The sequence below is a fragment of the Polynucleobacter ibericus genome (assembly GCF_018687955.1).
Taxonomy (GTDB): domain Bacteria; phylum Pseudomonadota; class Gammaproteobacteria; order Burkholderiales; family Burkholderiaceae; genus Polynucleobacter; species Polynucleobacter ibericus.
Genome location: NZ_CP061309.1, coordinates 474,785 through 496,769 on the forward strand (window position 1 = coordinate 474,785; position 21,985 = coordinate 496,769).

Consider the following 21,985-nt stretch of genomic DNA (forward strand, 5'->3'; position numbering starts at 1 on the left):
ACCTGTAGAGATTTCTCGAGAGGATCACCCTCATAAAAAGGGCGCTTCAATTTCGTTGATGTTTGCTGCTATCGGGATAGTCTTCGGCGATATCGGCACTAGCCCTCTATACGCATTAAAAGAATGTTTTAGTCCTGAGCACGGTATTCCGTTTTCAACGGATGCAGTCTATGGAGTGATCTCCATGGTGTTCTGGGCTTTTGCGATTGTGGTCTCACTTAAATATGTTTTGTTTGTGATGCGTGCAAACAATCATGGTGAGGGCGGCATTCTGGCTCTCATGGCTTTGGCATTAAGAACAGCGCCTGCTAACTCTAAGCGATCATTGCTCATCATCATGGCCGGAGTGTTCGGCGCCTGTATGTTTTATGGTGATGCCATCATTACGCCAGCGATTTCGGTTTTATCTGCAGTTGAAGGTCTGGAGGTAATTTCACCTGATCTCACTCGGTATGTCATACCAATCACCATTTTTATTTTAGTTATCCTCTTTTTTATCCAGAAGACAGGCACTGATCTAGTTGGAAAGCTGTTTGGTCCCATCATGATCCTCTGGTTTGTTGCTATTGGCGTGATGGGTGTACATCAGGTTATTCAGAACCCAGCGATTTTTGCAGCTATTAATCCAATGTATGCGATTAGCTTTCTGATTGAGCACTCATTACAAGGCTTTATCGTTTTGGGCGCAGTCTTCCTAGTATTGACTGGTGCAGAAGCTTTGTATGCTGATATGGGTCACTTTGGACTCAAGCCTATTCGTATGGGTTGGTTCTTTATTGTGATGCCTTGCTTGCTCCTGAATTACTTCGGACAGGGTGCAATGTTTTTGAATGATCCAGAAACCATCACGAATCCATTTTTCTTGATGGTGCCTGAGTTCTTGGTATTTCCGTTGGTCATTTTGGCTACTTCAGCAACTGTTATTGCTTCACAAGCAGTTATATCAGGCGCTTTCTCAATGACCAGTCAGGCAATTTTGCTGGGCTTTTTACCTCGCATGAAGGTGCGCCATACCTCTGACAGAGAAATTGGACAGATCTATATGCCGCTAGTGAATTGGGTGCTGTTGATTCTGGTGATTGCTGTAGTGTTGGCGTTTAAGCAATCAGCGAACCTGGCTGCTGCCTATGGTATCGCCGTGACAACCACTATGATTGTGACAACTTTCTTGGCAGCAATCGTGATGCGTGTTGTATGGCGCTGGAACTCTCTGTTGGTTGCTTTAGTAATTGGCGCTTTCTTAGTAGTCGATTTGGCTTTCTTAACCGCCAATCTATTAAAAATCATGGAAGGTGGCTGGTTCCCATTATTGTTAGGCGCTGTTTGCTTCCTATTCTTGATGACCTGGTATCAGGGGCGTAAGATTTTGCGTCAGAATGCCATGAATAACGGCATTGAATTAAAGAGTTTTATTGACTCATTGATGATGCATCCTCCTCATCGGGTAGAGGGAACTGCAATCTTCTTAACTGCACACGTGGATTATTTGCCAGTCTCTTTTCTGCACAACTTAAAACATAACCATGTATTACATGAAAGAGTATTTTTCTTAAAGGTAAGCATCTGGGATGTGCCATACGTAAAAGATAGCGAGCGTATTACTCTGCGGGATCTTGGAAATGGAATTTATGTAGTGCGTGCGGTGTATGGCTTTAACGAGACCCCAGATATGGGTCAGATTATTGAATTGATCCAGACATCATCCGATCTCAAGTTTGATTTAATGAACACCTCCTTCTTTTTATCGCGTGATACGATTGTTTCAACGAGTGTTCCAGGAATGGCCGTCTGGCGTGAAAAACTGTTCTGTTGGATGTATCAAAATGCTGGACGCCAGTCTGACTTCTTTAAGATCCCTGCAAACCGCTTAGTTGAATTGGGCGCAAAGGTCGAGATTTGAGAAAAAGTCTTTTGCTCCAATCAAAGATATTCATCTCAATATTTTTGTTATCTACTGCGTTGAGTGGCATTGTAGTGGCCACTCCCGCAGAAGAGGCCGAGCTTGAGCAATTAGATAAGATTGAGCAAGAGCTTGAGCTTCAGCGTGAGTGGGCTAAATACCGTTGGGGTAAAGCATCTTCCGAGTGCTACCAAAAGTATTGGGTTAATTCTTGTATCAAAGATGCCAGGGCAGACTATCGCAAAGAAATTGATCCAATTCGTACGCAAGAAGTCGCTTTGCATGAAGTGCAGCGTAAGCTTCGTGAGAGCTTGAAAAATCAGGAAGATATTAAACGTGCTGCTGAGCGTGCATCACCAGAAAAAGCTGCGGAACGAGCCGCCAATCAACGCGAGTTTGAGCAGAAACAAAAAGATGCTGCAGTACGAGCGGCTGACTTAGAGCAACGTCGTAAAGATGCGCCTAAACGCGCACAAGAAAATAAAGCGGGCACTCAGCTCGATTAATTTCTCCCCATTTATTTTTATATTCATTTAGGTAACTCTTGGCTAAAGTCAAAACAGTTTATATCTGCCAGTCTTGTGGCGGCACCTCTGCTAAGTGGCAGGGTCAGTGCCCGTCTTGTCAGGCTTGGAATACTCTGGAAGAAGGTCTGCCCGAAACCACATCCAATGCTCGTTTTCAGGGCTTGGCACAATCATTGCCAAGACAAAAGTTATCCGCCATTAGCGCGGAAGATCTCCCGAGGTTTAGTACGGGTGTCGAGGAGTTTGATCGTGTGCTTGGCGGTGGCTTAGTACCTGGCGGAGTTGTACTGCTCGGTGGTGATCCTGGGATTGGTAAATCTACATTACTACTACAGGCATTGGCGGAGATGAGTTCTGCTGGTATGAATGTGCTCTATAGCAGTGGTGAAGAATCTGCTGCCCAGATTGCCTTACGCGCTAAACGTATTGCATTAGACGCTCCGCAACTGGAAGTTTTGGCAGAAATTCAGTTAGAAAAACTGATCTCTATTATGGATACCGTGAAGCCGCAGGTATTGGTAGTGGACTCTATTCAGACTTTGTATTCAGAGGTGTTGAGTTCAGCTCCGGGTTCGGTAGCCCAAGTGCGCGAGTGCGCAGCCCAATTAACCAGAGCCGCTAAATCGAGTGGAATCTGCGTATTGATGGTGGGTCACGTCACCAAGGATGGTCATCTTGCTGGTCCTCGAGTGCTTGAGCATATTGTCGATACCGTTTTGTATTTTGAAGGCGACACCCATTCATCTTTCCGCTTAGTCCGTTCTATTAAGAATCGCTTTGGCGCTGTGAATGAGCTAGGTGTGTTCGCTATGACTGAAAAAGGTCTACGTGGCGTTACTAATCCATCAGCTATCTTCTTATCGCAACACGAGCAAATGGTTCCGGGTGCTTGCGTATTAGTTACACAAGAAGGTAGTCGCCCTTTGTTGGTAGAGATTCAGGCTCTGGTAGATACGGCGCATGTCCCTAATCCCCGTCGTTTAGCAGTCGGCTTAGAGCAAGCTCGCCTAGCAATGCTGTTAGCGGTATTGCATCGTCACGCTGGCGTTGCTTGTTTTGATCAGGATGTTTTCTTGAATGCAGTTGGCGGTGTCAAAATTTCTGAACCAGCGGCTGACTTGGCTGTCTTGCTCGCGATTCAATCGTCGATTCGCAACCGCGCACTACCTAAAGAGTTAATTGTGTTTGGTGAGGTTGGTTTGGCCGGAGAGATTCGTCCTTGCCCTCGTGGCCAAGAGCGCTTAAAGGAAGCTGCAAAGCTAGGCTTCACAGTGGCCATCATTCCAAAAGCCAATATGCCTAAGAACAAGATCCCAGGGTTAAAAGTAATTCCAGTTGAGCGCATCGATCAGGCAATTGCAGCTGCAGCAGAACTTAGTTAATTAGCGCAGATCTTCTGCTTGAATCAATAAGACCTGCTCTTCACCGGCAGATACTTCCATCCAGATAGCCGGAATTTGTGGGAATGCTTTTTTGAAGTTCTCATACTCATTACCTATCTCGAGCAAGATTGCGCCACGTTCTGAAAGGTAGTCAGGTGCAAGGGCAATAATGCGTCTGATGATATCCATGCCATCATCACCACCTGCTAAAGCTAACTCTGGTTCCGCGTGATATTCCGCAGGGAGTGCGCTCATTGAAGTGGCATTCACATAAGGCGGATTGCAAATAATGAGATCGAAGAGATTGTCTTCATTGGGTTCGGGTAGCGCATCCCACAGGTCACCATTCAATAGCTCTACTTGAGAGCTCAAGCTATGACGATCAACATTGCGTGCTGCTACGGAGAGTGCAGGCATGCTGATATCGCAGGCGCTCACATGAATGTCTGGGCATGAGAGCGCCAAGAGAATGGCCAGCGAGCCATTGCCAGTACAAAGATCAAGCGCTTTACCGTCGGCTGGCAACCAAGGCTCCAAAGAGCCATCAACGATGAGCTCTGCAATCCAAGAGCGCGGAACAATGCTTTGCTCGCTGCAGAAAAACGGCACACCCATGAGCCATGCTTCACCCAAGATGTAAGCAAGCGGTTTGCGTGTGGAGATCCTGGTATCTGCTACGACTGCTGACTTTTGTTGGAGTTCTGCTGAAATAGCGTCTTCCAAGTGCTCAAGGGCGTCGGTAGGGCTGAGATTGAGTTGCTTGCTCACAATCCATAAAGCCTCACTTTGTGCATCGATTGCACCATGACCGTAATGCAGATTGGCTGCGCTAAGCTTCTGTGCAATCAGATCGATGCACTGGTTAACTGTAATTTGTTGCTGAGGCTCAGGGTCCATGATGGAGGAGGTCTTTAGAGAAAATGGCGGTACGCAATTAAGCAAGTAAGTACTTAGGCAATTAACTGCTCGAGCGTCTTGCGATAGATATTTTTGAGTGGCACCACATCATCAACAATGACGCACTCATCAATTTTGTGGCTTGTTGCATTGAGGGGGCCAAACTCTACAACTTCTTTGCAGATCTTGGCGATAAAACGTCCATCACTAGTGCCACCAGTAGTGGAGAGTTCTGTATCAATATTGGTTTCTGCTTTGATAGCTGTGCGTAGTGCACCTGCTAGAGCACCATCACCGGTGATGAATGGGCTACCACCCAATACCCAATCGATCTCAAATTCTAGACCAGCATCTTTCAGAATCTTTTCTAAGCGCTCACGCAATTGCTCTGGTTTGCTTTCGGTAGAGAAGCGGAAATTAAAGTCCACGACCAACTCACCAGGGATGACATTATTTGCGCCAGTGCCTGCATGTACATTCGAAATCTGAAAACTTGTAGGTTGGAAGTATTCATTACCTTTATCCCACTCAGTTTCAACTAATGCGGTAATTGCTGGCGCAGATAGATGAATAGGATTCTTGCCAAGGTGAGGGTAGGCGATATGTGCCTGAATACCTTTTACTTTGAGTTTGCCGGATAAGGATCCGCGACGACCATTCTTAATCATGTCACCAAGTTGATCAACCGAAGTCGGTTCACCGATGATGCAATAGTCCAAACGTTGACCTTGCTTTTGTAAACGCTCACACATGATGACGGTGCCATCATTGGCAGGACCTTCTTCGTCACTAGTAATCAAGAAGGCAATGGAGCCTTGATGATCTGGGTGCGCGGTGACAAATTCTTCTGTAGCTACTACAAAGCCAGCGAGAGAGGTTTTCATATCCGCTGCACCACGCCCATAGAGCATGCCGTCACGAATTGTTGGAGCAAAAGGATTGCTCGTCCACTTTTCTAATGGACCTGTTGGTACTACGTCAGTGTGACCAGCGAATACCAAGACTTTGCCTTGATCGCCACCCAGACCTTTTTTGATTGCCCACAAGTTGGTTACCTGAAAATTTTCAGGACCACTCACAACACTCTCAGTATGAAAACCAATTGCTTGCAGACGCTTTGTAATTAAATCTTGGCAGCCACCATCAGCTGGCGTTACGGAATGGCAGGCAATGAGAGCTTCAGTGAGCTCAAGTGTGGCGCTCATAGGCTTTACTTAGTCGCGGAGTAATTCGTTAATGGCAGTCTTTGCTCGTGTTTGGGCATCAACCTTCTTCACAATGATTGCTGCATACAAGCTGTACTTACCGCAAGCCGAGGGAAGTGAGCCTGGCACAACTACTGAACCGGCTGGAACACGACCGTAGTGAACTTCACCAGTTTCACGATCGTAGATCTTGGTGCTTTGGCCAATATAGACACCCATCGACAAAACAGCATTTTCTTCGATAACAACACCTTCAACCACCTCAGAGCGGGCGCCGATGAAGCAGTTGTCTTCAATAATGACTGGACCAGCCTGGATTGGCTCCAAAACACCACCGATGCCAACGCCACCAGAGAGGTGTACGTTTTTGCCGATTTGGGCACAAGAGCCGACAGTTGCCCAGGTGTCCACCATGGTGCCTTCGCCTACATAGGCGCCAATATTGACGTAGGAAGGCATTAAAACAGCATTTTTGCCAATAAATGAGCCGCGGCGTGCTACAGCAGGAGGAACTACGCGAAATCCGCCGGCAGCAAAGTCGGCGGCAGTGTAGTTTTCAAACTTACTAGGAACCTTGTCGTAAAACTGGGTAAACCCCCCAGCACTCATTGGTTTATTGTCTTCCAGGCGGAAAGAGAGCAAAACGGCCTTCTTAACCCATTGATTTACTTCCCATTTGCCTACATCGCGGCGCTCAGCTACGCGAATAGTGCCGGCATTAAGACCCTCTAAGACGGCATTTACGGCATTACGGACATCCCCGGGGGCGCTATCTGGAGAGAGGTTTGCGCGGTTTTCCCAGGCTTGTTCAATGATGTTTTGTGGTGATTGGCTCATGCTTTTTAGTTAACTATCAGATTGTTAAGGGATTTTGTCCCTGAGGGTAGATTAATCATTATATAGATGGGGCAAAAACGCGTCTAAGTAGGCAAGAGCTTGCTATCATCTTCCCACTTTAGCTTTAATTTTCACCCCCTTATTTGAACCTCTTTTTTCCCTGCAAAGTACGCCGTGCAACTGAAATCCATCAAACTTTCCGGCTTTAAGTCTTTCGTCGACCCAACCCATTTTGAAATGCCTGGCCAATTAATTGGCGTTGTGGGTCCTAACGGTTGCGGAAAGTCAAACATTATTGACGCCGTCCGCTGGGTTTTGGGCGAATCTCGTGCCAGCGAATTGCGCGGCGAATCCATGCAAGACGTTATTTTTAATGGTTCAGGTTTACGTAAGCCATCTGGCCGCGCTAGTGTTGAACTCATTTTTGATAACACTGAAGGTCGTGCTCAAGGTCAGTGGAGCGCTTTTACAGAATTAGGTATTAAACGTGTTTTGACACGTGATGGTAATTCCAGTTACTACGTGAATAACCAAGTAGTCCGTCGTAAAGATATTCAAGATATTTTCTTGGGCACTGGTATGGGTCCAAGAGGTTACGCCATTATTGGACAGGGTACGATCAACCGTATCTTAGAAGCCAAACCAGAAGAGTTGCGTGTGTTCTTGGAAGAAGCAGCGGGTGTTTCTAAATACAAAGAGCGTCGCAAAGAAACTGCTTCCCGTTTAGAAGACACTGTCGAAAATTTAACTCGCGTTGAAGATATCTTGCGGGAGCTTGATCAGCAGCTCACTCGCTTAGAAAAACAAGCCACTGTTGCTGAGCGTCATGCCGAGCTTTCTACGCAGATGAAATCACAACAGCAGTTATTGTGGTTTGTGCGTCAGACCGAGGCTGGTAAAGAGCAAGAGCGTCATGCCAATGGCATCCGCGACACCCAGGTTGGCCTAGAGGAGCAGACCGCAAAGCTGCGTCATGCCGAGGCTGAATTAGAGACTATGCGTACTCAGCAGTACGCATTACAAGATAAAGTTTCGCAAGCGCAAGGTGACTTGTATCAGACTAATTCTGATGTAAGTCAGGTTGAATCACAGATTCATTACGTGCAAGAAGCGCGTCAACGTTTGCAGCAACAAACTCAAGATTTACAAGCACAGTTACAACGCTGGACAGTGCAAGAAACAGATGCAGCACAAGCGCAACGCACAACAGAGCATGAGCTGTCGTTAGCTGCCGAAAAAGAACAAAGACTCTTAGCAGATTTAAATGGTTTGCAAGAGCAGATGCCTGGTCGCGAAGAGGCTTATCAAAATGCGTCACGTGAACTCAATAGTGCCCGTGATTCATTAGCATCAATTGAACAGCGTTTAGCTAGTTTGGGTGAGCGCCTTCGTTCAATGTCAGCTCAATCTGATGAGCTAAAAGGGCGCGAGACTCGCTTAGTTGGTGAGTTTGACGGTTTACGTCGCCCTGATGCTGAAGCATTGCAGATGGCGATTGATCGTCAGGCAATGGCTGCACGCAAAGTGGAAGAAGCCAAGCAGCGTGCTGGTGAAGCTCAACAACGTGTTCCTGCTGCCGATGAAGCGCGTAATACTGCACAACAACAAATTCAAGTAGCAAATCAAGATCTTGCTCAGACCGAAGCTAAGCTTACTGCATTGACTGCTTTGCAAGCGAGCGTTCAGGCTCAAGGCAAGATCGGACCTTGGCTGGAAAGTAAGGGTCTTAAAGAAAGTAAGCGCCTCTGGCAGGAGCTTAAAGTAGAGAGCGGCTGGGAAGCTGCCTTGGAATCTGTATTGCGCGAACGATTAGCCGCTGTTACCGCCAAGAGCGTACAAGAAACATTGGCTTTGGCTAATGATGCGCCTCCTAGCCGTTTGGCAATTTTGCTTACCGAAGAAATTACGCCAGCACATACCTCTGCTCCAGCCGACTTCACGCCATTATTGAGTCGCGTACAAAGTGCTGGTGCTGCAAGACTCACCTCAGTATTGCAAGAGTGGTTAGACAATATTTACATTGCTAGCAGTCTTGAAGATGCTTTACATCGCCGTGAAAAATTACCGGCTGGTGGTGCATTTGTGACTCAACAAGGTCACTTAGTAAGCCGTGTTGGTGTTCAGCTCTATGCAGCTGACTCTGAGCAGGCTGGTATGTTGGCGCGTGCGCAAGAGATGGAAAGTCTTGAGAAGCAGTTGCGTGCACAACAACTGATGCAAAGCGAATTGAAGGGTGAGTTAGACCAATGTGTTGCTAACTACCAAGCAGCACATCAAGCTGCAGAGCAGGCACGTGAAAATGCTGAGCATGCCGTTCAAGAAGCGCATGGCTTTGAAGTAGAAAGAATGCAGCTAACTCAAGCTGAAGAGCAATACAGTAATCGTGCTGCACAGATTCAGGGTGAGTTAAGCGAATTACGCCAGCAAATGGAGCAATTAGCTCAGATTCAAGAGCAATCTGCCGCTGAGTTAAATGAATCTGAAGAGTCCAAACAAGGTTTGCAAGAAGCTTTACAGATTGCCCAGGAAAAATTAGAGCGATCCACTGAAGAGCGCGATCGTTTGCGTGAGTCACTGCGTGCCGCTGAAATGGCTGCGCAAGAGGCAGCATTTGCAACACGTTCACTCCAGCAGCGTATTGCTGATTTGCAGCGCGATCAAAGTACTGCACGTACTCAGATCATGGAGATTCAGGATAAGCATGATGCCGCCGCTCAAGAACTAGAAACTTTGAGTGATGAAGAGGCGCAAGATAAATTACAAGGCTTGTTATTGGCTCGTAGTGCTCGCGAAGCCGCTTTAGCCAATGCGCGTACTGAACAAGATGCCTTATTGCATCAATTACGTGAAGCCGATGAGGCTCGCATGCAAGTAGAGCGTAGCTTGCAGCCAATGCGTGACAAGGTAGTGGATTTGCAGTTGCGTGAACAAGCTGCTCGTTTGAACTTTGAGCAATTTGCTACCCTGTTGTCTGATGCCGAGGCTGACCTCACAGCGCTTGAAGCCAACTTCAGCACAGACCTGAAAGTTGGTGCATTGCAGAGCGAAGTCAATAGCCTGAATGCCGAGATTCAATCATTGGGCCCAGTCAATATGGCCGCATTGGATGAATTATCTAGCTCACGTGAACGTAAGCAGTTCTTGGATGCGCAGTCTGCTGACTTGAACGAAGCGATGCAGACTTTGACAGATGCGATTGCTAAGATTGATGCAGAAACCCGCGATCTATTGCAGGGTACTTTTGATCAGGTGAATACCCACTTTGGCAAGCTCTTCCCTGAGTTGTTTGGTGGCGGTCACGCTGAATTGGTAATGACAGGTGAAGAAATCCTTGATTCTGGCGTCCAAGTCATGGCCCAGCCTCCTGGCAAGAAGAACAGCTCCATTTACCTTCTCTCCGGTGGTGAAAAGGCTTTGACAGCGATTGCTTTGGTCTTCTCACTCTTCCTCTTAAATCCAGCACCATTCTGCTTGCTTGATGAGGTTGACGCTCCATTGGATGATGCAAATACCTTGCGTTATGCAAATCTTGTCGCCAAAATGTCAGATAAGACACAGTTTTTGTTCATCTCACATAACAAGATCACTATGGAAATCGCTCATCAATTGATTGGTGTCACAATGCAAGAGCAGGGCGTATCCCGCATTGTTGCGGTAGATATTTCTTCTGCTGTTTCAATGGTAGAGGCCGCCTAAGTGTACGTAGAACAAATCATGACGATGTTAGGTTTGTCAGATTTGCAATTTGCGCTGGCCGTTATAGGAATATTAATTCTGATAGCAGTGGCTATTCTGAATATTAAGTACGCTCGGGCTCGCCGTAAGGCCAAAGAGCAAAATGAATATTCTCTAGATGATCGTTTTGCACGTGAACCTACTTTTGGTCAAGGTTTTGCAGATGGCGATGCTTCTGGCCGAGCTGAACCTAGTTTCGGTGAATCTATCCCAACGATTTCTGCCCCAGAAAAGTTTGCCATTGATCCCCGTATTGATTGCGTCATCACACTTCGCTTTGATGAAGGTATTAGTGGTTCAGAAATCTTGGCAGAAATTAATGCCTGGACAGATCTAGAGGCTCAATCGACTGCACGCTGGATGTGTGAAGGCTTAAATGCCAACTTAGATGTTGCTGAAGATTGGGAAGAGCTTCATCCTGACTCAAGCTACTCAGATTTGCAGCTGGCTATTCAGTTGGCTAGCCGTAAAGGCCCGATTGGTGTTCTAGAGTTATCCGATTTTTGTTCTCGCGCTCAAGCACTTGCCGAGACTTTGGGGTCGCAAATCGATATGCCTAGCGTAAGCACCATGCTAGATGGCGCTAAAGAACTAGATGTGATGGCTGCCGAGAGTGATATTCAATTGAGTATCAATATATTGTTTGATGAGCCATGTCCTTGGGGTAACTTCGATGCTTTGATGCGTCAACGTGGTTTCAAGCTGTCTCGTAATGGTCGTCAGTATGAATATCAAAGCAAGGGCATCGTGCTTTTCACCAGCGCTGATTTAGATCCGAATAAATCCGTAACCCAAGTAACCCTATTGCTAGAGGTTCCTTTAGTTCCACAGGATGAGCGTGCATTTGAAAGAATGCTTGCCGAGGGCGTTGAAATCGCACAAGCTGCTCACGGCCGCCTGGTAGATGACAATGGCATTAACTTAAGTGAAGCTGCTGTCATTAGTATTCGTCAGCACCTCGATATTCTCTATGCCAATCTTGAGAAATCCGGCGTTCCTGCTGGATCTTCTACAGCTAGCAGACTATTTAGCTAGGAAATTACTTTGTCGTCCACTAGTCCGACAAATTTAGCGGAGCGTTACGCATTTCTACAGGCAGAGCTTGCTCGTCTAGAGCATGCTTACTACGTTCTGGATAATCCTCTTCTTCCCGATATTGAATATGACCGTCTCTACAGAGAATTGCTTGAGATTGAGGCTGCTCATCCTGAATGGATCACTCCAGAATCTTTATCTCAGCGCGTAGGTGGGGTTGCATTAAAAGAATTTGATTCGGTTACTCATGCAGTACCAATGCTCTCTCTAAATAATGCATTTGAAGATGCTGAGCTTATTGCTTTTGATCGTCGTTGCCGTGAGGCACTTCATTCAGATCATGTTGCTTATGCAGGTGAATTGAAGTTTGATGGCCTAGCAATTTCTCTTCGCTATGAGAATGGTTCATTGGTAACGGCAGCTACTCGTGGTGATGGTGCCAGCGGTGAAGATGTTACTGCCAATATCAAAACGATTCGAGCCATTCCACTCAAACTCACTGGCAAAGATATTCCGAAGGTTTTAGAGGTGCGTGGTGAGGTCTTTATGTACCTCAAGGACTTCGAAAAAATGAATCGCCAAGCAGCAGAATTGGGTGAGAAAGAATTTGCCAACCCCCGTAATGCTGCAGCAGGTAGCCTTCGTCAATTAGATTCGAAAATCACTGCTAAGAGACCACTTTCTTTCTTTGCTTATGGATTAGGCGCCCTAGAGCCGCAGTCTTGGCTACCCAAAACTCATGAAGAGTTGCTTAATGCCTATGCAGATTTGGGTTTACCAGTGTGCTCTGAGCGCAAAGTGTTGCACTCAGTAAAAGAGATCTTAGCTTTTTATAACGAGATTGGTGCCAAGCGGGATTCACTGCCGTATGACATTGATGGCGTTGTCTATAAGGTGAACTCATTTGCCGAGCAAGCTAAGTTAGGCTTTGTCTCAAGAGCCCCTAGATTTGCACTTGCCCATAAATATCCTGCTCAAGAAGCACTCACTACAGTGTTGGGTATTGATGTGCAAGTAGGGCGCACAGGAGCAATTACTCCGGTAGCGCGACTGGCTCCGGTAGAGGTTGGTGGAGTCACTGTCACTAATGCTACGTTACACAACGAAGATGAAGTTAAGCGCAAGGATGTGCGCATTGGCGATACGGTATCAGTCAGAAGGGCGGGGGATGTAATTCCTGAGGTGGTATCAGTGATCAAGGATCGTCGTCCTGAAAACACGCAAGAGTTTCAAATGCCAACCCGCTGTCCTGTGTGTGACTCTCATATTGAGCGTCTGGCAGATGAGGCGGTAGCTCGTTGTAGTGGTGGACTCTTCTGCGGTGCTCAGCGCAAACAGGCTTTAATTCACTTTGCTCACAGAAGAGCTCTAGATATTGAGGGTTTGGGCGAAAAGATTGTTGATCAGTTGGTAGACAACAACCTAGTTAGAACTCCAGCAGATCTCTACAGATTAGGCTTCACAGCGCTAGCCAATCTTGAACGTATGGGCGAGAAGTCATCAGATAACCTCATTCAAGCAATTAACCAATCCAGAAATACTACGCTAGCAAGATTTATATTTGCCTTGGGTATTCGTCATGTAGGTGAAACCGCGGCGAAAGATTTGGCCAATCATTACCGGTCCATGCATGCATTAATGGATGCAAATCTCGAAGACCTGTTAACAGTAAAAGATGTTGGCCCTGTAGTTGCAGACTCGATCACGAGCTTTATGCAAGAGGCTCACAATCGTGAAGTAATTGAGCAACTGCTGGCATCCGGAATGCAGCTCGCTGTAGAAGAAAAAGTCATTAGCACTGCAGTAGCTGGTAAAACTTTTGTTCTGACAGGTGCATTCCCAACGATGACAAGAGATCAAGCTAAAGATCTTCTCGAAAAAGCAGGCGCTAAAGTTGCAGGATCTGTCTCCAAGAAAACTGATTATGTGGTTGCCGGTGCGGATGCTGGTAGCAAGCTAACTAAAGCAGAAGAATTAGGTATTCCGGTAATTGATGAAGCGGCGATGCTCGATTTGCTAAATTAATTAAGTAAATTTTGTTTTACTTCAGATTTTGCTGCTGAAAGCTAATAAATGTATCTGGATTAATTCGCATGCTACCTTGGAATGGGTGCCCAAAAATAACAATTAAGAATAGTGTTGCAGCTAGTGAGGCCGTAATAAAGCCCGTTACAATCACATGCATCGTAACGCTCTCAGCTGTATACAGATAGCTCACTGCAATAGTTAAAAATGCTGATAGAAACATCACCATCCATATAACCATTGGCACAGGAGTTTTGGTAGAAATAATTCTGTCTCTACGTGCATCAAAAAGCTCGCTTAATCTATCTAGCGCCTTAGATTGGGTATTTGCCATGATTAAGTTATTAGTTTTAAATTGAAGCAACGCATCATTGCTATGCATCAGGATAAGCCTTCCTTTATCGCTTACGGCTTGATTTGCATTCATTGCAGGCCATTCTTCTTTAATGACCACATCTACATACTCTCTAACATCCTTTATCAATAGAGATCTTGTCGGCTCAGAAACGCCTTGAGCTGCTTTATAGAAATCCTCCACAGCGTGAGCCTCTTGGTTTACCCCCTGATCAACACTCGTATAGAAATTCCAAGTACTTACAACGATGAGTGAAATCAACACGGAGCTAAACAAACCAACTGTACTCAGGGACAAGCTAATGCAGTCATTGTTGGCTTTATTCAATGCGTTTGGAAATATTTTTTTAAATACCAGCAATCCAATTATGGCTAGAGCCGTGGAGATTGACACTGCAAGCAAGCAGACCAACCATGCCGGAGCATCAAGATGATTAACGTAGATAAGGTTTATTAAATACATAATTAAGCCCCTAAAGCTTCTAACAACTCTGTCTCTAGCTGAATCTGCAGTTTAGGATTCTTGCCCAAGTTAGCTGCATCTAAGAGCAGAACGTCTTCTACTCTTTCGCCAAGCGTATTAATTCTGGCCGTATGAATCGATACCTGATGCTTCGCTAACACTCTAGAAATTGTGTACAGGAGGCCTGTACGGTCGCTTGCTGATAGCGCCAGTGTGTAATACCTACCGCGGTCATCTGGAACCATGTGTACCCGTGGTTGAATCGGGAAGGTGCGTGATTGTCTTGAAAGGCGACCCATGCTTGGATTGGGTAAAGGTTCACTGTTAGTAATGGCTGCGGTTAATTCAAACTCGACTAGCTGAATGATGTCGCGATAGCTGCCACCTTCATCTACCAAGTTACTGCCAGAAATTTGGAAAGTGTCTAAAGCATAGCCATGACGCGTTGTGTGAATGCGCGCATCCCAAATTGAGAAGCCGTGTCTCTCAAAGTAGGCGCAGATTCGGGCAAACAGATCTTCTTGGTCTTTTACGTAGACGGCAACTTGCAAGCCTTCACCAATTGGTGACAACCTTGCTCGCACAATTGGCTGATCACTGTTCACCTTGTTATATAGGTGGCGCGTAAGCCATGCAATATCGGATGAATCCTGTCTTAAGAAGAAAGCTACGTCTAACTGCTTCCATAAATCTTCATATGATTCATCGTTGATGCCATACAGCCGTAATTTAGCTTTTGATTCCTCTTGATGCTGGGCTAACTCGGAAGATGCATCAGGCTTTGCTCCACCCAATACTCGGAGTGTTGCGCGATAGAGATCCTCTAAGAGTTTGCCTTTCCAGGCATTCCAAACTTTAGGGCTAGTACCGCGGACATCGGCAACTGTTAATAGATAAAGTGCAGTGAGATGACGCTCATCGCCTACTTTTTTGGCAAATGCTTTCACTACATCAGGATCGGTAATGTCTTGTTTCTGAGCTGTTTGGCTCATATTGAGATGCTCAGCAACTAACCAAACTAATAACTCGGTATCTTTTTTATCGAGACCATGGTCCTTAGCAAACTTACGCATGTCTGCTTTACCTAATTGCGAATGATCACCTCCGCGTCCCTTGGCAATGTCATGGAAGAGGGCTGCAATAACAAGCAGCCAAGGTTTCTCAAAGTGCGCGATGAGACTGCTGCAGAATGGGAATTCATGAGTATGCTCAACAACCATGAAGCGGCGCACATTACGCAACACCATGAGGATGTGTTGATCAACGGTGTAGACGTGAAATAAGTCATGCTGCATCTGTCCGACGATTCTTCTGAAGGCGGGAAGATAGCGACCTAATACGCTACTGCGATTCATGAGATGGAAAGCGCGACTCACGCCTTCAGGTTGTTTCAAGATCTCAATAAAGAGCGCTCTATTAATGGGGTCAGCGCGCCACTTACTATCCATCTTGGTTCGGGCGTTATACAGTGCCCTAAAGATAGTTGCGGATAGGCTTTTGACATTCGATGTTTGAGCAAATACTAAGAAGGTTCTCAGAATTTGCTCTGGATGTTTTTGATAGAGCTGAGGGTCAGTAATGTCTAATACACCTTGGCGCTCAATAAAGTGCTCGTTACCTTCGCCTGGAATAGCAAGAATTGTTTTGGACTCTTGTGGAAAGAGAAGGGCTTCAATGTTTTGCAAGAGAACGTCATTTAATTGAGTTACCGCTTTGGCTGCCCAATAGTAGCGACGCATAATGGCTTCGCTTGCTTGACGCGACGATTCTTCTTTGATGCCCATCGATGCTGCAAGCGCCGCCTGTAAGTCGAAGGCGAGTACATCCTGCCTCCGCCCCGCGAGTAAATGTAAATTAGCGCGCAGAGTCTCTAAAAAGCGTTGATTGCGATTGAGTTCAGTCAGCTCTCTTTGGGTAACTAGGCCTGCCTCATTGAGGTCTTTGAAGGTGTTGCCTAGTAAAGCCGCCTTACTAACCCACGAGATCGTATGTAGGTCACGCAAACCTCCAGGACTTTCTTTGCAGTTCGGTTCTAAGGAGTAGGGGGTATTTTGATACTTGTAATGACGCTGAATTTGTTCGGCCTGTTTAGCTTGGAAGAATGCCTTGGGATCCATTGCGACTTCAAAAGCATTTGCAAAGTCTTTAAATAAGGACTTCTTGCCACAAAGGAGTCGCGCCTCAAGTAATGAGGTGCGCACAGTTACATCTTGATCGGATTCAGAAATACACTCCGCAACATTTCTGACGGAGGCGCCGATTTCTAATCCGGCATCCCAACAGCTTGCAATAAATTGCTCCACTTGCTTGGATAAAGCTCTGGCTTGCTCTTCATCCGCTGGAAGCAGAATCAATATATCGATATCAGAGTAAGGAAATAAAGCGCCTCTACCGTAGCCTCCAACCGCTACTAAAGTAGCTTCATTATTTAAGCCGCAGCTATTCCATAAATGACTAAGGAGTTGATCGCTCAGCTTAGTAAGTTGCTTCGTGAGTTTACCTACGGACTGTGATTTTTTGAATTCTGAATAAGCAATTTCTCGAGCAGCACGAAGACTTGCAGCATCAACAATTGTTTTGCTCATGTTGGCTGACTGCGCTGTTTCCATTGATTAAGCAGTTGTTATCGCGGGTCTAAATGAAAGGCCTTTTACGCAGTCAGGGGGAGGGTTGCTGCCTTCTGACCAAGTAAGTACTTCAACGCCAGTTTGAGTGACTAAAAGGGTGTGCTCCCACTGGGCTGACAAGCTGCGATCTTTTGTTTTAACAGTCCATTGATCGGGCATAGTGCGAATATCTCGCTTGCCAGCATTAATCATGGGCTCAATTGTGAAAGTCATGCCAGCCACCAGTTTTTCACCAGTGCCAGGTTTGCCGTAGTGAAGAATTTGTGGATCTTGATGAAACACTTTGCCAATGCCATGGCCACAGTATTCACGTACTACTGAGTAACCTGCTTTTTCAGCATGCGTCTGAATGACGTGACCGATGTCACCAAGTGATGCACCTGGTTTTACTTGAGCAATGCCAAGCCACATGCATTCAAAAGTAATTTGAGTAAGACGTTTTGCCATGACAGAAACTTCACCCACCATGAACATGCGACTTGTGTCACCGTAGTAACCATCAGGCGTGATAACAGTGATATCTAAGTTGACTACATCACCAGTTTTGAGAATCTTGTCTCCAGGAATGCCGTGACAAATCACATCATTTACTGAGGTGCAGATAGATGCCGGAAAAGGAGGGTAGCCTGGCGGTTGGTAGTTCAATGGCGCGGGGATGGTCTTTTGGACGTCGCGCATGTATTCATGGCAAATCCGATCCAATTCGCCTGTGCTCACTCCTGCTTTGACGTGAGGGGCTACATGATCGAGAACTTCGCTGGCTAAGCGGCCAGCTTCGCGCATCCCGAGGATGTCTTTTTCTGCGGTAAATACACTATTCATGCCTTGATTATCAACGACTTGGAAGGTTTTGGCTTGACCATATTGCCTAAAAATTAGGCAATTAACCCGTTTTTAGACTATCTGAGGGCTATTTCGAGCATCAGGCCCTTTATTTGAGTGGGGGTGACCCTGGCTAGAGCATTGATATTTAAGCTATAATTTTGGTCTCAGGTCTATTTTGGACTTGAAATCGCGAGTTGAGCCTTCCAGGGTGGCGTTTTTTAGCGCAGCTAGGACTCAACTTTAGAAAGAACCCTTAGGAGAAGTTATGTCAGTAACTATGCGTCAAATGCTGGAAGCCGGTTGCCATTTTGGTCACCAAACTCGCTTCTGGTCCCCAAAGATGGCCCCATTTATTTTCGGTCATCGCAACAAAATCCACATCATCAACTTGGAAAAAACATTGCCAATGTTTCAGGACGCCCTGAAATTTGCAAAACAAGTTGCTGCTAACCGTGGCACGATTTTATTTGTTGGTACTAAGCGTCAATCTCGCGAGATCATTGCTGAAGAAGCTGCTCGTGCTGGTATGCCTTATATCGACAGCCGTTGGTTGGGCGGTACGCTCACTAACTTTAAAACTGTTAAAGGTTCCCTCAAGCGTTTGAAAGACATGGCAGTTGCTAAAGAAGCTGGCGACTGGGAAAAGCTTTCTAAGAAAGAAGCTTTGACTAATGATCGTGATCTCGATAAGTTACAAAAAGCACTTGGCGGTATTCAAGATTTGAATGGCGTTCCTGATGCGATTTTCGTAGTGGACGTTGGTTATCACAAGATTGCTATTACCGAAGCGAACAAGCTTGGTATTCCTGTAATTGCTGTTGTAGATACCAACCACTCACCAGAAGGTGTTGATTACATCATCCCTGGTAACGATGACTCAAGCAAAGCTGTAACCCTCTATGCACGCGGTATTGCTGATGCAATCCTCGAAGGCAAAGCAAACTCTGTACAAGAAATCTTGACAGCAGTTAAAGAAGGCGAAGAAGAGTTCGTTGAAGAAGGGAAAGCTGAATAATGGCCGCTATTACCGCTGCAATGGTTGGCGAATTACGTGCCAAAACTGATGCTCCGATGATGGAGTGCAAAAAAGCCTTGACTGAGGCTGATGGTGATATGGCTCGTGCAGAAGAGATTCTGCGCGTTAAGCTAGGTAGCAAGGCTGGTAAAGCAGCTTCTCGTGTAACGGCTGAAGGTATTGTTGCTTCTTCTATCAATGGCACTACTGGCGCATTGTTGGAAGTGAACTGCGAAACTGATTTCGTTTCTAAGAACGATGACTTCTTGGCATTCACTGATGCATGCGTCAAGTTGGTTGCTGAAAAGAACCCAGCTGACGTTGCTGCATTGTTGGCCTTGCCAATGAATGGTCAAACAGTTGATGAAGTTCGTAGCGCATTGATCGGTAAGATCGGCGAGAACATCATGCCACGTCGCTTTAAGCGTTTCGCAGGTAGCAATAAGTTAGTTTCTTACCTCCACGGTACTCGTATCGGTGTCATGGTTGAGTTTGAAGGCGACGAAACGGCTGCTAAAGACGTTGCAATGCATATTGCTGCAATGAAGCCTGTAGCTTTGTCTATGGCTGACGTTCCTGCTGAAGCGATTGCTGTTGAGCGTAGTGTGGCGGTTCAAAAAGCTGCTGAATCTGGCAAACCACCAGAAATCGTTGAAAAGATGGTTGAAGGCTCTATTCAGAAGTACCTCAAAGAGGTTTCTTTGTTGAACCAGACTTTCGTGAAGAACGACAAGCAATCTGTTGAGCAAATGCTCAAGGCTGCAAATACAACAATCAAGGGTTTCACCATGTTTGTTGTAGGCGAGGGCATTGAGAAGCGTCAAGATGACTTTGCGGCTGAAGTAGCTGCACAAGTGGCTGCCGCCTCTAAAGCAACTGCTTAATTAGCCAGTTCGGGGCTTGCCCCACTTGTTGGTAATACCCAAAAGGGCATGGAAACCTTAGTTTCTGTGCCCTTTTCTTTGATCCCACCCAAGCCCTTTATAATTTGGCGGAGATATTAAAAAGTGCTTAAAGATCAATAAGCTAAGTAAGTAAATTACTTGGCAAATTACGGAAAATAGAAAACATGCCAGCCTACAAACGAGTCCTCTTAAAACTATCTGGTGAAGCCCTTATGGGTGATGATGCTTTTGGCATCAATCCAGTCACCATCGATTCCATGGTTAAGGAAATCGCCGATGTTGTGAATAGCGGGGTAGAGCTAGCAATTGTGATCGGTGGTGGCAATATTTTCCGTGGGGTTGCTGGTGGTGCTGCTGGAATGGATCGTGCAACTGCCGATTACATGGGTATGTTGGCAACCATGATGAACTCCTTGGCATTGCAAGATGCATTGCGTCAAAAGGGTGTTGAAGCGCGCGTGCAATCCGCCCTTCGTATGGATCAAGTAGTTGAGCCCTATATTCGTCCGCGTGCGATTCGTGCGATGGGCGAGGGTAAAGTAGTGATCTTCGCAGCAGGAACCGGTAATCCATTTTTTACTACCGACACCGCAGCTGCTCTGCGTGGTGCCGAGATGGGTGTTGAGATCATGCTCAAGGCAACCAAGGTAGATGGCATCTATAGCGCTGACCCAGTAAAAGATCCAAGCGCAACGTTATATAAGACCATTACGTTTGACGAAGCTTTAATCAAGAATCTACAAGTCATGGATGCAACAGCATTTGCTTTGTGCCGTGATCGTAAGTTACCAATCAAGGTATTTTCAATTCTCAAGCCAGGCGCATTGATGCGTGTAGTGCAAGGTGAGCCTGAAGGTACTTTGGTGCACGTTTAATAGGAGGCCTGATGTCTGCAACAGAAATTAAAACCAATACCGATCAAAAGATGCAAAAGTCTCTTGAGGCATTAAAAACTAATTTAGCCAAGATTCGTTCTGGTCGTGCTAATCCAGGAATTTTGGAGCACATTCATGTCGATTATTACGGTAACCCAACGCCATTAAGTCAGGTTGCAAGCTTAGGTTTAGCTGATGCCCGCACTATCAACGTTCAGCCATTTGAGAAGACGATGGTTGCAGCAATTGAAAAAGCGATTCGTGACTCAGATTTGGGTTTAAATCCTGCATCTCAGGGCACTGTGATCCGCGTACCAATGCCTGCGTTGACTGAAGAGCGCCGTCGTGAACTCACTAAAGTTGTCAAGAGTGAGGGTGAAGATACCAAGATTGCTGTGCGTAATTTGCGTCGCGATGCGAATGAGCATCTTAAGCGCTTAACGAAAGATAAAGAAATCTCTGAGGATGATGAGCGTCGCGCTACTGACGATATTCAGAAGATGACTGACAAGGCAGTGATTGATATTGACAAGATCATCGTTGAAAAAGAAAAAGAGATTATGACGGTTTAAAAACCCGATTGAACTTTAAGCTTCTAATGACTCAACATTCCAGTTCAACCCTAGCCATCCCTGAGGTCAGTGCAGTACCTCGCCATGTGGCAATCATCATGGATGGTAACGGTCGCTGGGCCAGCAAGCGCATGATGCCTCGTGTTGCCGGGCATTCTGAAGGTTTGGGAGCTGTTCGTAAAATTGTTCAAGAGTGCCGCAAGCTAGGCGTTGAGTATTTAACAGTATTTGCTTTTAGCTCTGAAAACTGGCGTCGCCCACCAGAAGAGGTGGGTTTCTTGATGAAGTTATTTTTGAAATCACTCAAGGGAGAAGTTTCTCGTTTAGCTGAGAACGATATTGCCTTGCGACTCATTGGCGACTTAAGCCGCTTTGATTCAGCCATCCAGGAGATGGTGGAGTTTTCCGAGAAAAAGACAGCGGGCTGCAAAGGTCTCACTTTTACGATTGCTGCAAACTATGGTGGACGTTGGGATATCTTGCAGGCAATGCGTCAATGCCTCACTGCCAATCCAAGCTTAAAGGCAGAACAGGTAACCGAGGAATTACTTCAACCTCATCTATCGATGGCTTACGCACCAGAGCCTGATTTATTCATTCGTACGGGTGGTGAGCAGCGTGTCAGTAATTTCTTGTTATGGCAATTGGCTTATACAGAGTTATATTTCACGGATGTTCTTTGGCCAGACTTTGATGAGCAAGAGTTGCACAAAGCATTTGAGTGGTTTAGTCAGCGTGAACGCCGTTTTGGTCGTACTAGTGCTCAGCTTGCATCACAAGCTATGAGCGATGCAGTTTGATGTAGT

Annotated in this window: 17 protein-coding genes; 11 read left to right on the forward strand and 6 right to left on the reverse strand. The window is 46.0% G+C overall.

The annotated features are described in order from the left end of the window. Window positions 1–58 precede the first annotated feature (58 nt). From AOC20_RS02560 to radA, 3 genes are all read left to right on the forward strand, one after another. Window positions 59–1,900 (forward strand): potassium transporter Kup, encoded by a 1,842-nt coding sequence (locus AOC20_RS02560; RefSeq protein WP_433915468.1) that lies wholly within the window; start codon window positions 59–61, stop codon window positions 1,898–1,900. A gap of 74 nt (window positions 1,901–1,974) precedes the next feature. Then, the gene (locus AOC20_RS02565) at window positions 1,975–2,406 is read left to right on the forward strand and encodes a hypothetical protein (protein WP_251373137.1); all 432 of its coding nucleotides are present in this window, start codon (window positions 1,975–1,977) and stop codon (window positions 2,404–2,406) included. A 38-nt stretch (window positions 2,407–2,444) separates the two neighbouring features. Beyond that, on the forward strand, window positions 2,445–3,809 hold the full coding sequence (gene radA / locus AOC20_RS02570; protein WP_215361190.1) for a DNA repair protein RadA: 1,365 nt from the start codon (window positions 2,445–2,447) through the stop codon (window positions 3,807–3,809). Here the strand turns inward: radA and prmB are convergent, their stop codons facing one another. The 3 genes from prmB to dapD are packed head-to-tail and all read right to left on the reverse strand — an operon-like array spanning window position 3,810 to window position 6,748. Further along, complete coding sequence (gene prmB / locus AOC20_RS02575; protein ID WP_215361191.1) at window positions 3,810–4,706, reverse strand: 50S ribosomal protein L3 N(5)-glutamine methyltransferase; 897 nt, start codon at window positions 4,704–4,706, stop codon at window positions 3,810–3,812. Window positions 4,707–4,759: 53 nt separating this feature from the next. Continuing rightward, window positions 4,760–5,911, reverse strand: coding sequence for a succinyl-diaminopimelate desuccinylase (gene dapE, locus AOC20_RS02580; protein ID WP_215361192.1), 1,152 nt, complete (start codon window positions 5,909–5,911; stop codon window positions 4,760–4,762). A gap of 9 nt (window positions 5,912–5,920) precedes the next feature. Next, the gene (gene dapD, locus AOC20_RS02585) at window positions 5,921–6,748 is read right to left on the reverse strand and encodes a 2,3,4,5-tetrahydropyridine-2,6-dicarboxylate N-succinyltransferase (RefSeq protein ID WP_068322474.1); all 828 of its coding nucleotides are present in this window, start codon (window positions 6,746–6,748) and stop codon (window positions 5,921–5,923) included. Window positions 6,749–6,922: 174 nt separating this feature from the next. Here dapD and smc point away from each other — a divergent pair, with 174 nt between their 5' ends. From smc to ligA, 3 genes are read left to right on the forward strand one after another with little or no spacing between them, the layout of a single operon-like run. Next, window positions 6,923–10,444 carry a chromosome segregation protein SMC gene (gene smc / locus AOC20_RS02590; protein WP_215361197.1) on the forward strand — a complete coding sequence of 1,174 codons (3,522 nt, stop codon included), beginning with the start codon at window positions 6,923–6,925 and terminating at the stop codon, window positions 10,442–10,444. Then, window positions 10,445–11,518, forward strand: coding sequence for a cell division protein ZipA C-terminal FtsZ-binding domain-containing protein (locus tag AOC20_RS02595; RefSeq protein WP_251373138.1), 1,074 nt, complete (start codon window positions 10,445–10,447; stop codon window positions 11,516–11,518). It abuts the gene before it with no gap. A 9-nt stretch (window positions 11,519–11,527) separates the two neighbouring features. Beyond that, window positions 11,528–13,543, forward strand: coding sequence for an NAD-dependent DNA ligase LigA (gene ligA, locus AOC20_RS02600; RefSeq protein WP_215361199.1), 2,016 nt, complete (start codon window positions 11,528–11,530; stop codon window positions 13,541–13,543). 16 nt (window positions 13,544–13,559) lie between these two features. On the opposite strand, the gene AOC20_RS02605 is transcribed toward ligA, so the two are convergent. Genes AOC20_RS02605 through map form a run of 3 tightly spaced genes read right to left on the reverse strand, consistent with a single transcriptional unit; the run spans window position 13,560 to window position 17,809 of the window. Further along, window positions 13,560–14,360, reverse strand: coding sequence for a bestrophin-like domain (locus AOC20_RS02605; RefSeq protein ID WP_215361201.1), 801 nt, complete (start codon window positions 14,358–14,360; stop codon window positions 13,560–13,562). 2 nt (window positions 14,361–14,362) lie between these two features. After that, entirely contained in the window at window positions 14,363–16,969 is a 2,607-nt protein-coding gene (locus AOC20_RS02610) for a [protein-PII] uridylyltransferase (protein WP_215361203.1), read from the reverse strand. A gap of 3 nt (window positions 16,970–16,972) precedes the next feature. Further along, window positions 16,973–17,809 carry a type I methionyl aminopeptidase gene (map, locus tag AOC20_RS02615; RefSeq protein ID WP_215361206.1) on the reverse strand — a complete coding sequence of 279 codons (837 nt, stop codon included), beginning with the start codon at window positions 17,807–17,809 and terminating at the stop codon, window positions 16,973–16,975. Between the two features lie 268 nt (window positions 17,810–18,077). Here map and rpsB point away from each other — a divergent pair, with 268 nt between their 5' ends. The 5 genes from rpsB (at window position 18,078) to uppS (ending at window position 21,979) form a co-directional block, all read left to right on the forward strand. After that, window positions 18,078–18,827 carry a 30S ribosomal protein S2 gene (gene rpsB, locus AOC20_RS02620; protein ID WP_215293857.1) on the forward strand — a complete coding sequence of 250 codons (750 nt, stop codon included), beginning with the start codon at window positions 18,078–18,080 and terminating at the stop codon, window positions 18,825–18,827. Continuing rightward, entirely contained in the window at window positions 18,827–19,711 is an 885-nt protein-coding gene (gene tsf, locus AOC20_RS02625; protein WP_215361208.1) for a translation elongation factor Ts, read from the forward strand. The genes rpsB and tsf overlap by 1 nt, the downstream gene beginning before the upstream one ends. 185 nt (window positions 19,712–19,896) lie before the next feature. Beyond that, a complete protein-coding gene (gene pyrH / locus AOC20_RS02630; RefSeq protein ID WP_215361212.1) occupies window positions 19,897–20,607 on the forward strand; it encodes a UMP kinase in 711 nt (236 codons plus the stop codon). 11 nt (window positions 20,608–20,618) lie between these two features. Then, window positions 20,619–21,179 (forward strand): ribosome recycling factor, encoded by a 561-nt coding sequence (gene frr / locus AOC20_RS02635; protein WP_215361214.1) that lies wholly within the window; start codon window positions 20,619–20,621, stop codon window positions 21,177–21,179. 26 nt (window positions 21,180–21,205) lie between these two features. Further along, on the forward strand, window positions 21,206–21,979 hold the full coding sequence (gene uppS, locus AOC20_RS02640) for an undecaprenyl pyrophosphate synthase (protein ID WP_215361216.1): 774 nt from the start codon (window positions 21,206–21,208) through the stop codon (window positions 21,977–21,979). Window positions 21,980–21,985 lie beyond the last annotated feature (6 nt).

Excerpts from the sequence above, each read along its gene's own strand:
- AOC20_RS02560 (WP_433915468.1), top strand. The coding sequence starts at position 59 with ATGTTTGCTGCTATCGGGATAGTCTTCGGCGATATCGGCACTAGCCCT.
- prmB (WP_215361191.1), bottom strand. The coding sequence starts at position 4,706 with ATGGACCCTGAGCCTCAGCAACAAATTACAGTTAACCAGTGCATCGAT.
- dapE (WP_215361192.1), bottom strand. The coding sequence starts at position 5,911 with ATGAGCGCCACACTTGAGCTCACTGAAGCTCTCATTGCCTGCCATTCC.
- dapD (WP_068322474.1), bottom strand. The coding sequence starts at position 6,748 with ATGAGCCAATCACCACAAAACATCATTGAACAAGCCTGGGAAAACCGC.
- AOC20_RS02605 (WP_215361201.1), bottom strand. The coding sequence starts at position 14,360 with ATGTATTTAATAAACCTTATCTACGTTAATCATCTTGATGCTCCGGCA.
- AOC20_RS02610 (WP_215361203.1), bottom strand. The coding sequence starts at position 16,969 with ATGGAAACAGCGCAGTCAGCCAACATGAGCAAAACAATTGTTGATGCT.
- map (WP_215361206.1), bottom strand. The coding sequence starts at position 17,809 with ATGAATAGTGTATTTACCGCAGAAAAAGACATCCTCGGGATGCGCGAA.
- rpsB (WP_215293857.1), top strand. The coding sequence starts at position 18,078 with ATGTCAGTAACTATGCGTCAAATGCTGGAAGCCGGTTGCCATTTTGGT.
- tsf (WP_215361208.1), top strand. The coding sequence starts at position 18,827 with ATGGCCGCTATTACCGCTGCAATGGTTGGCGAATTACGTGCCAAAACT.
- pyrH (WP_215361212.1), top strand. The coding sequence starts at position 19,897 with ATGCCAGCCTACAAACGAGTCCTCTTAAAACTATCTGGTGAAGCCCTT.
- frr (WP_215361214.1), top strand. The coding sequence starts at position 20,619 with ATGTCTGCAACAGAAATTAAAACCAATACCGATCAAAAGATGCAAAAG.
- uppS (WP_215361216.1), top strand. The coding sequence starts at position 21,206 with ATGACTCAACATTCCAGTTCAACCCTAGCCATCCCTGAGGTCAGTGCA.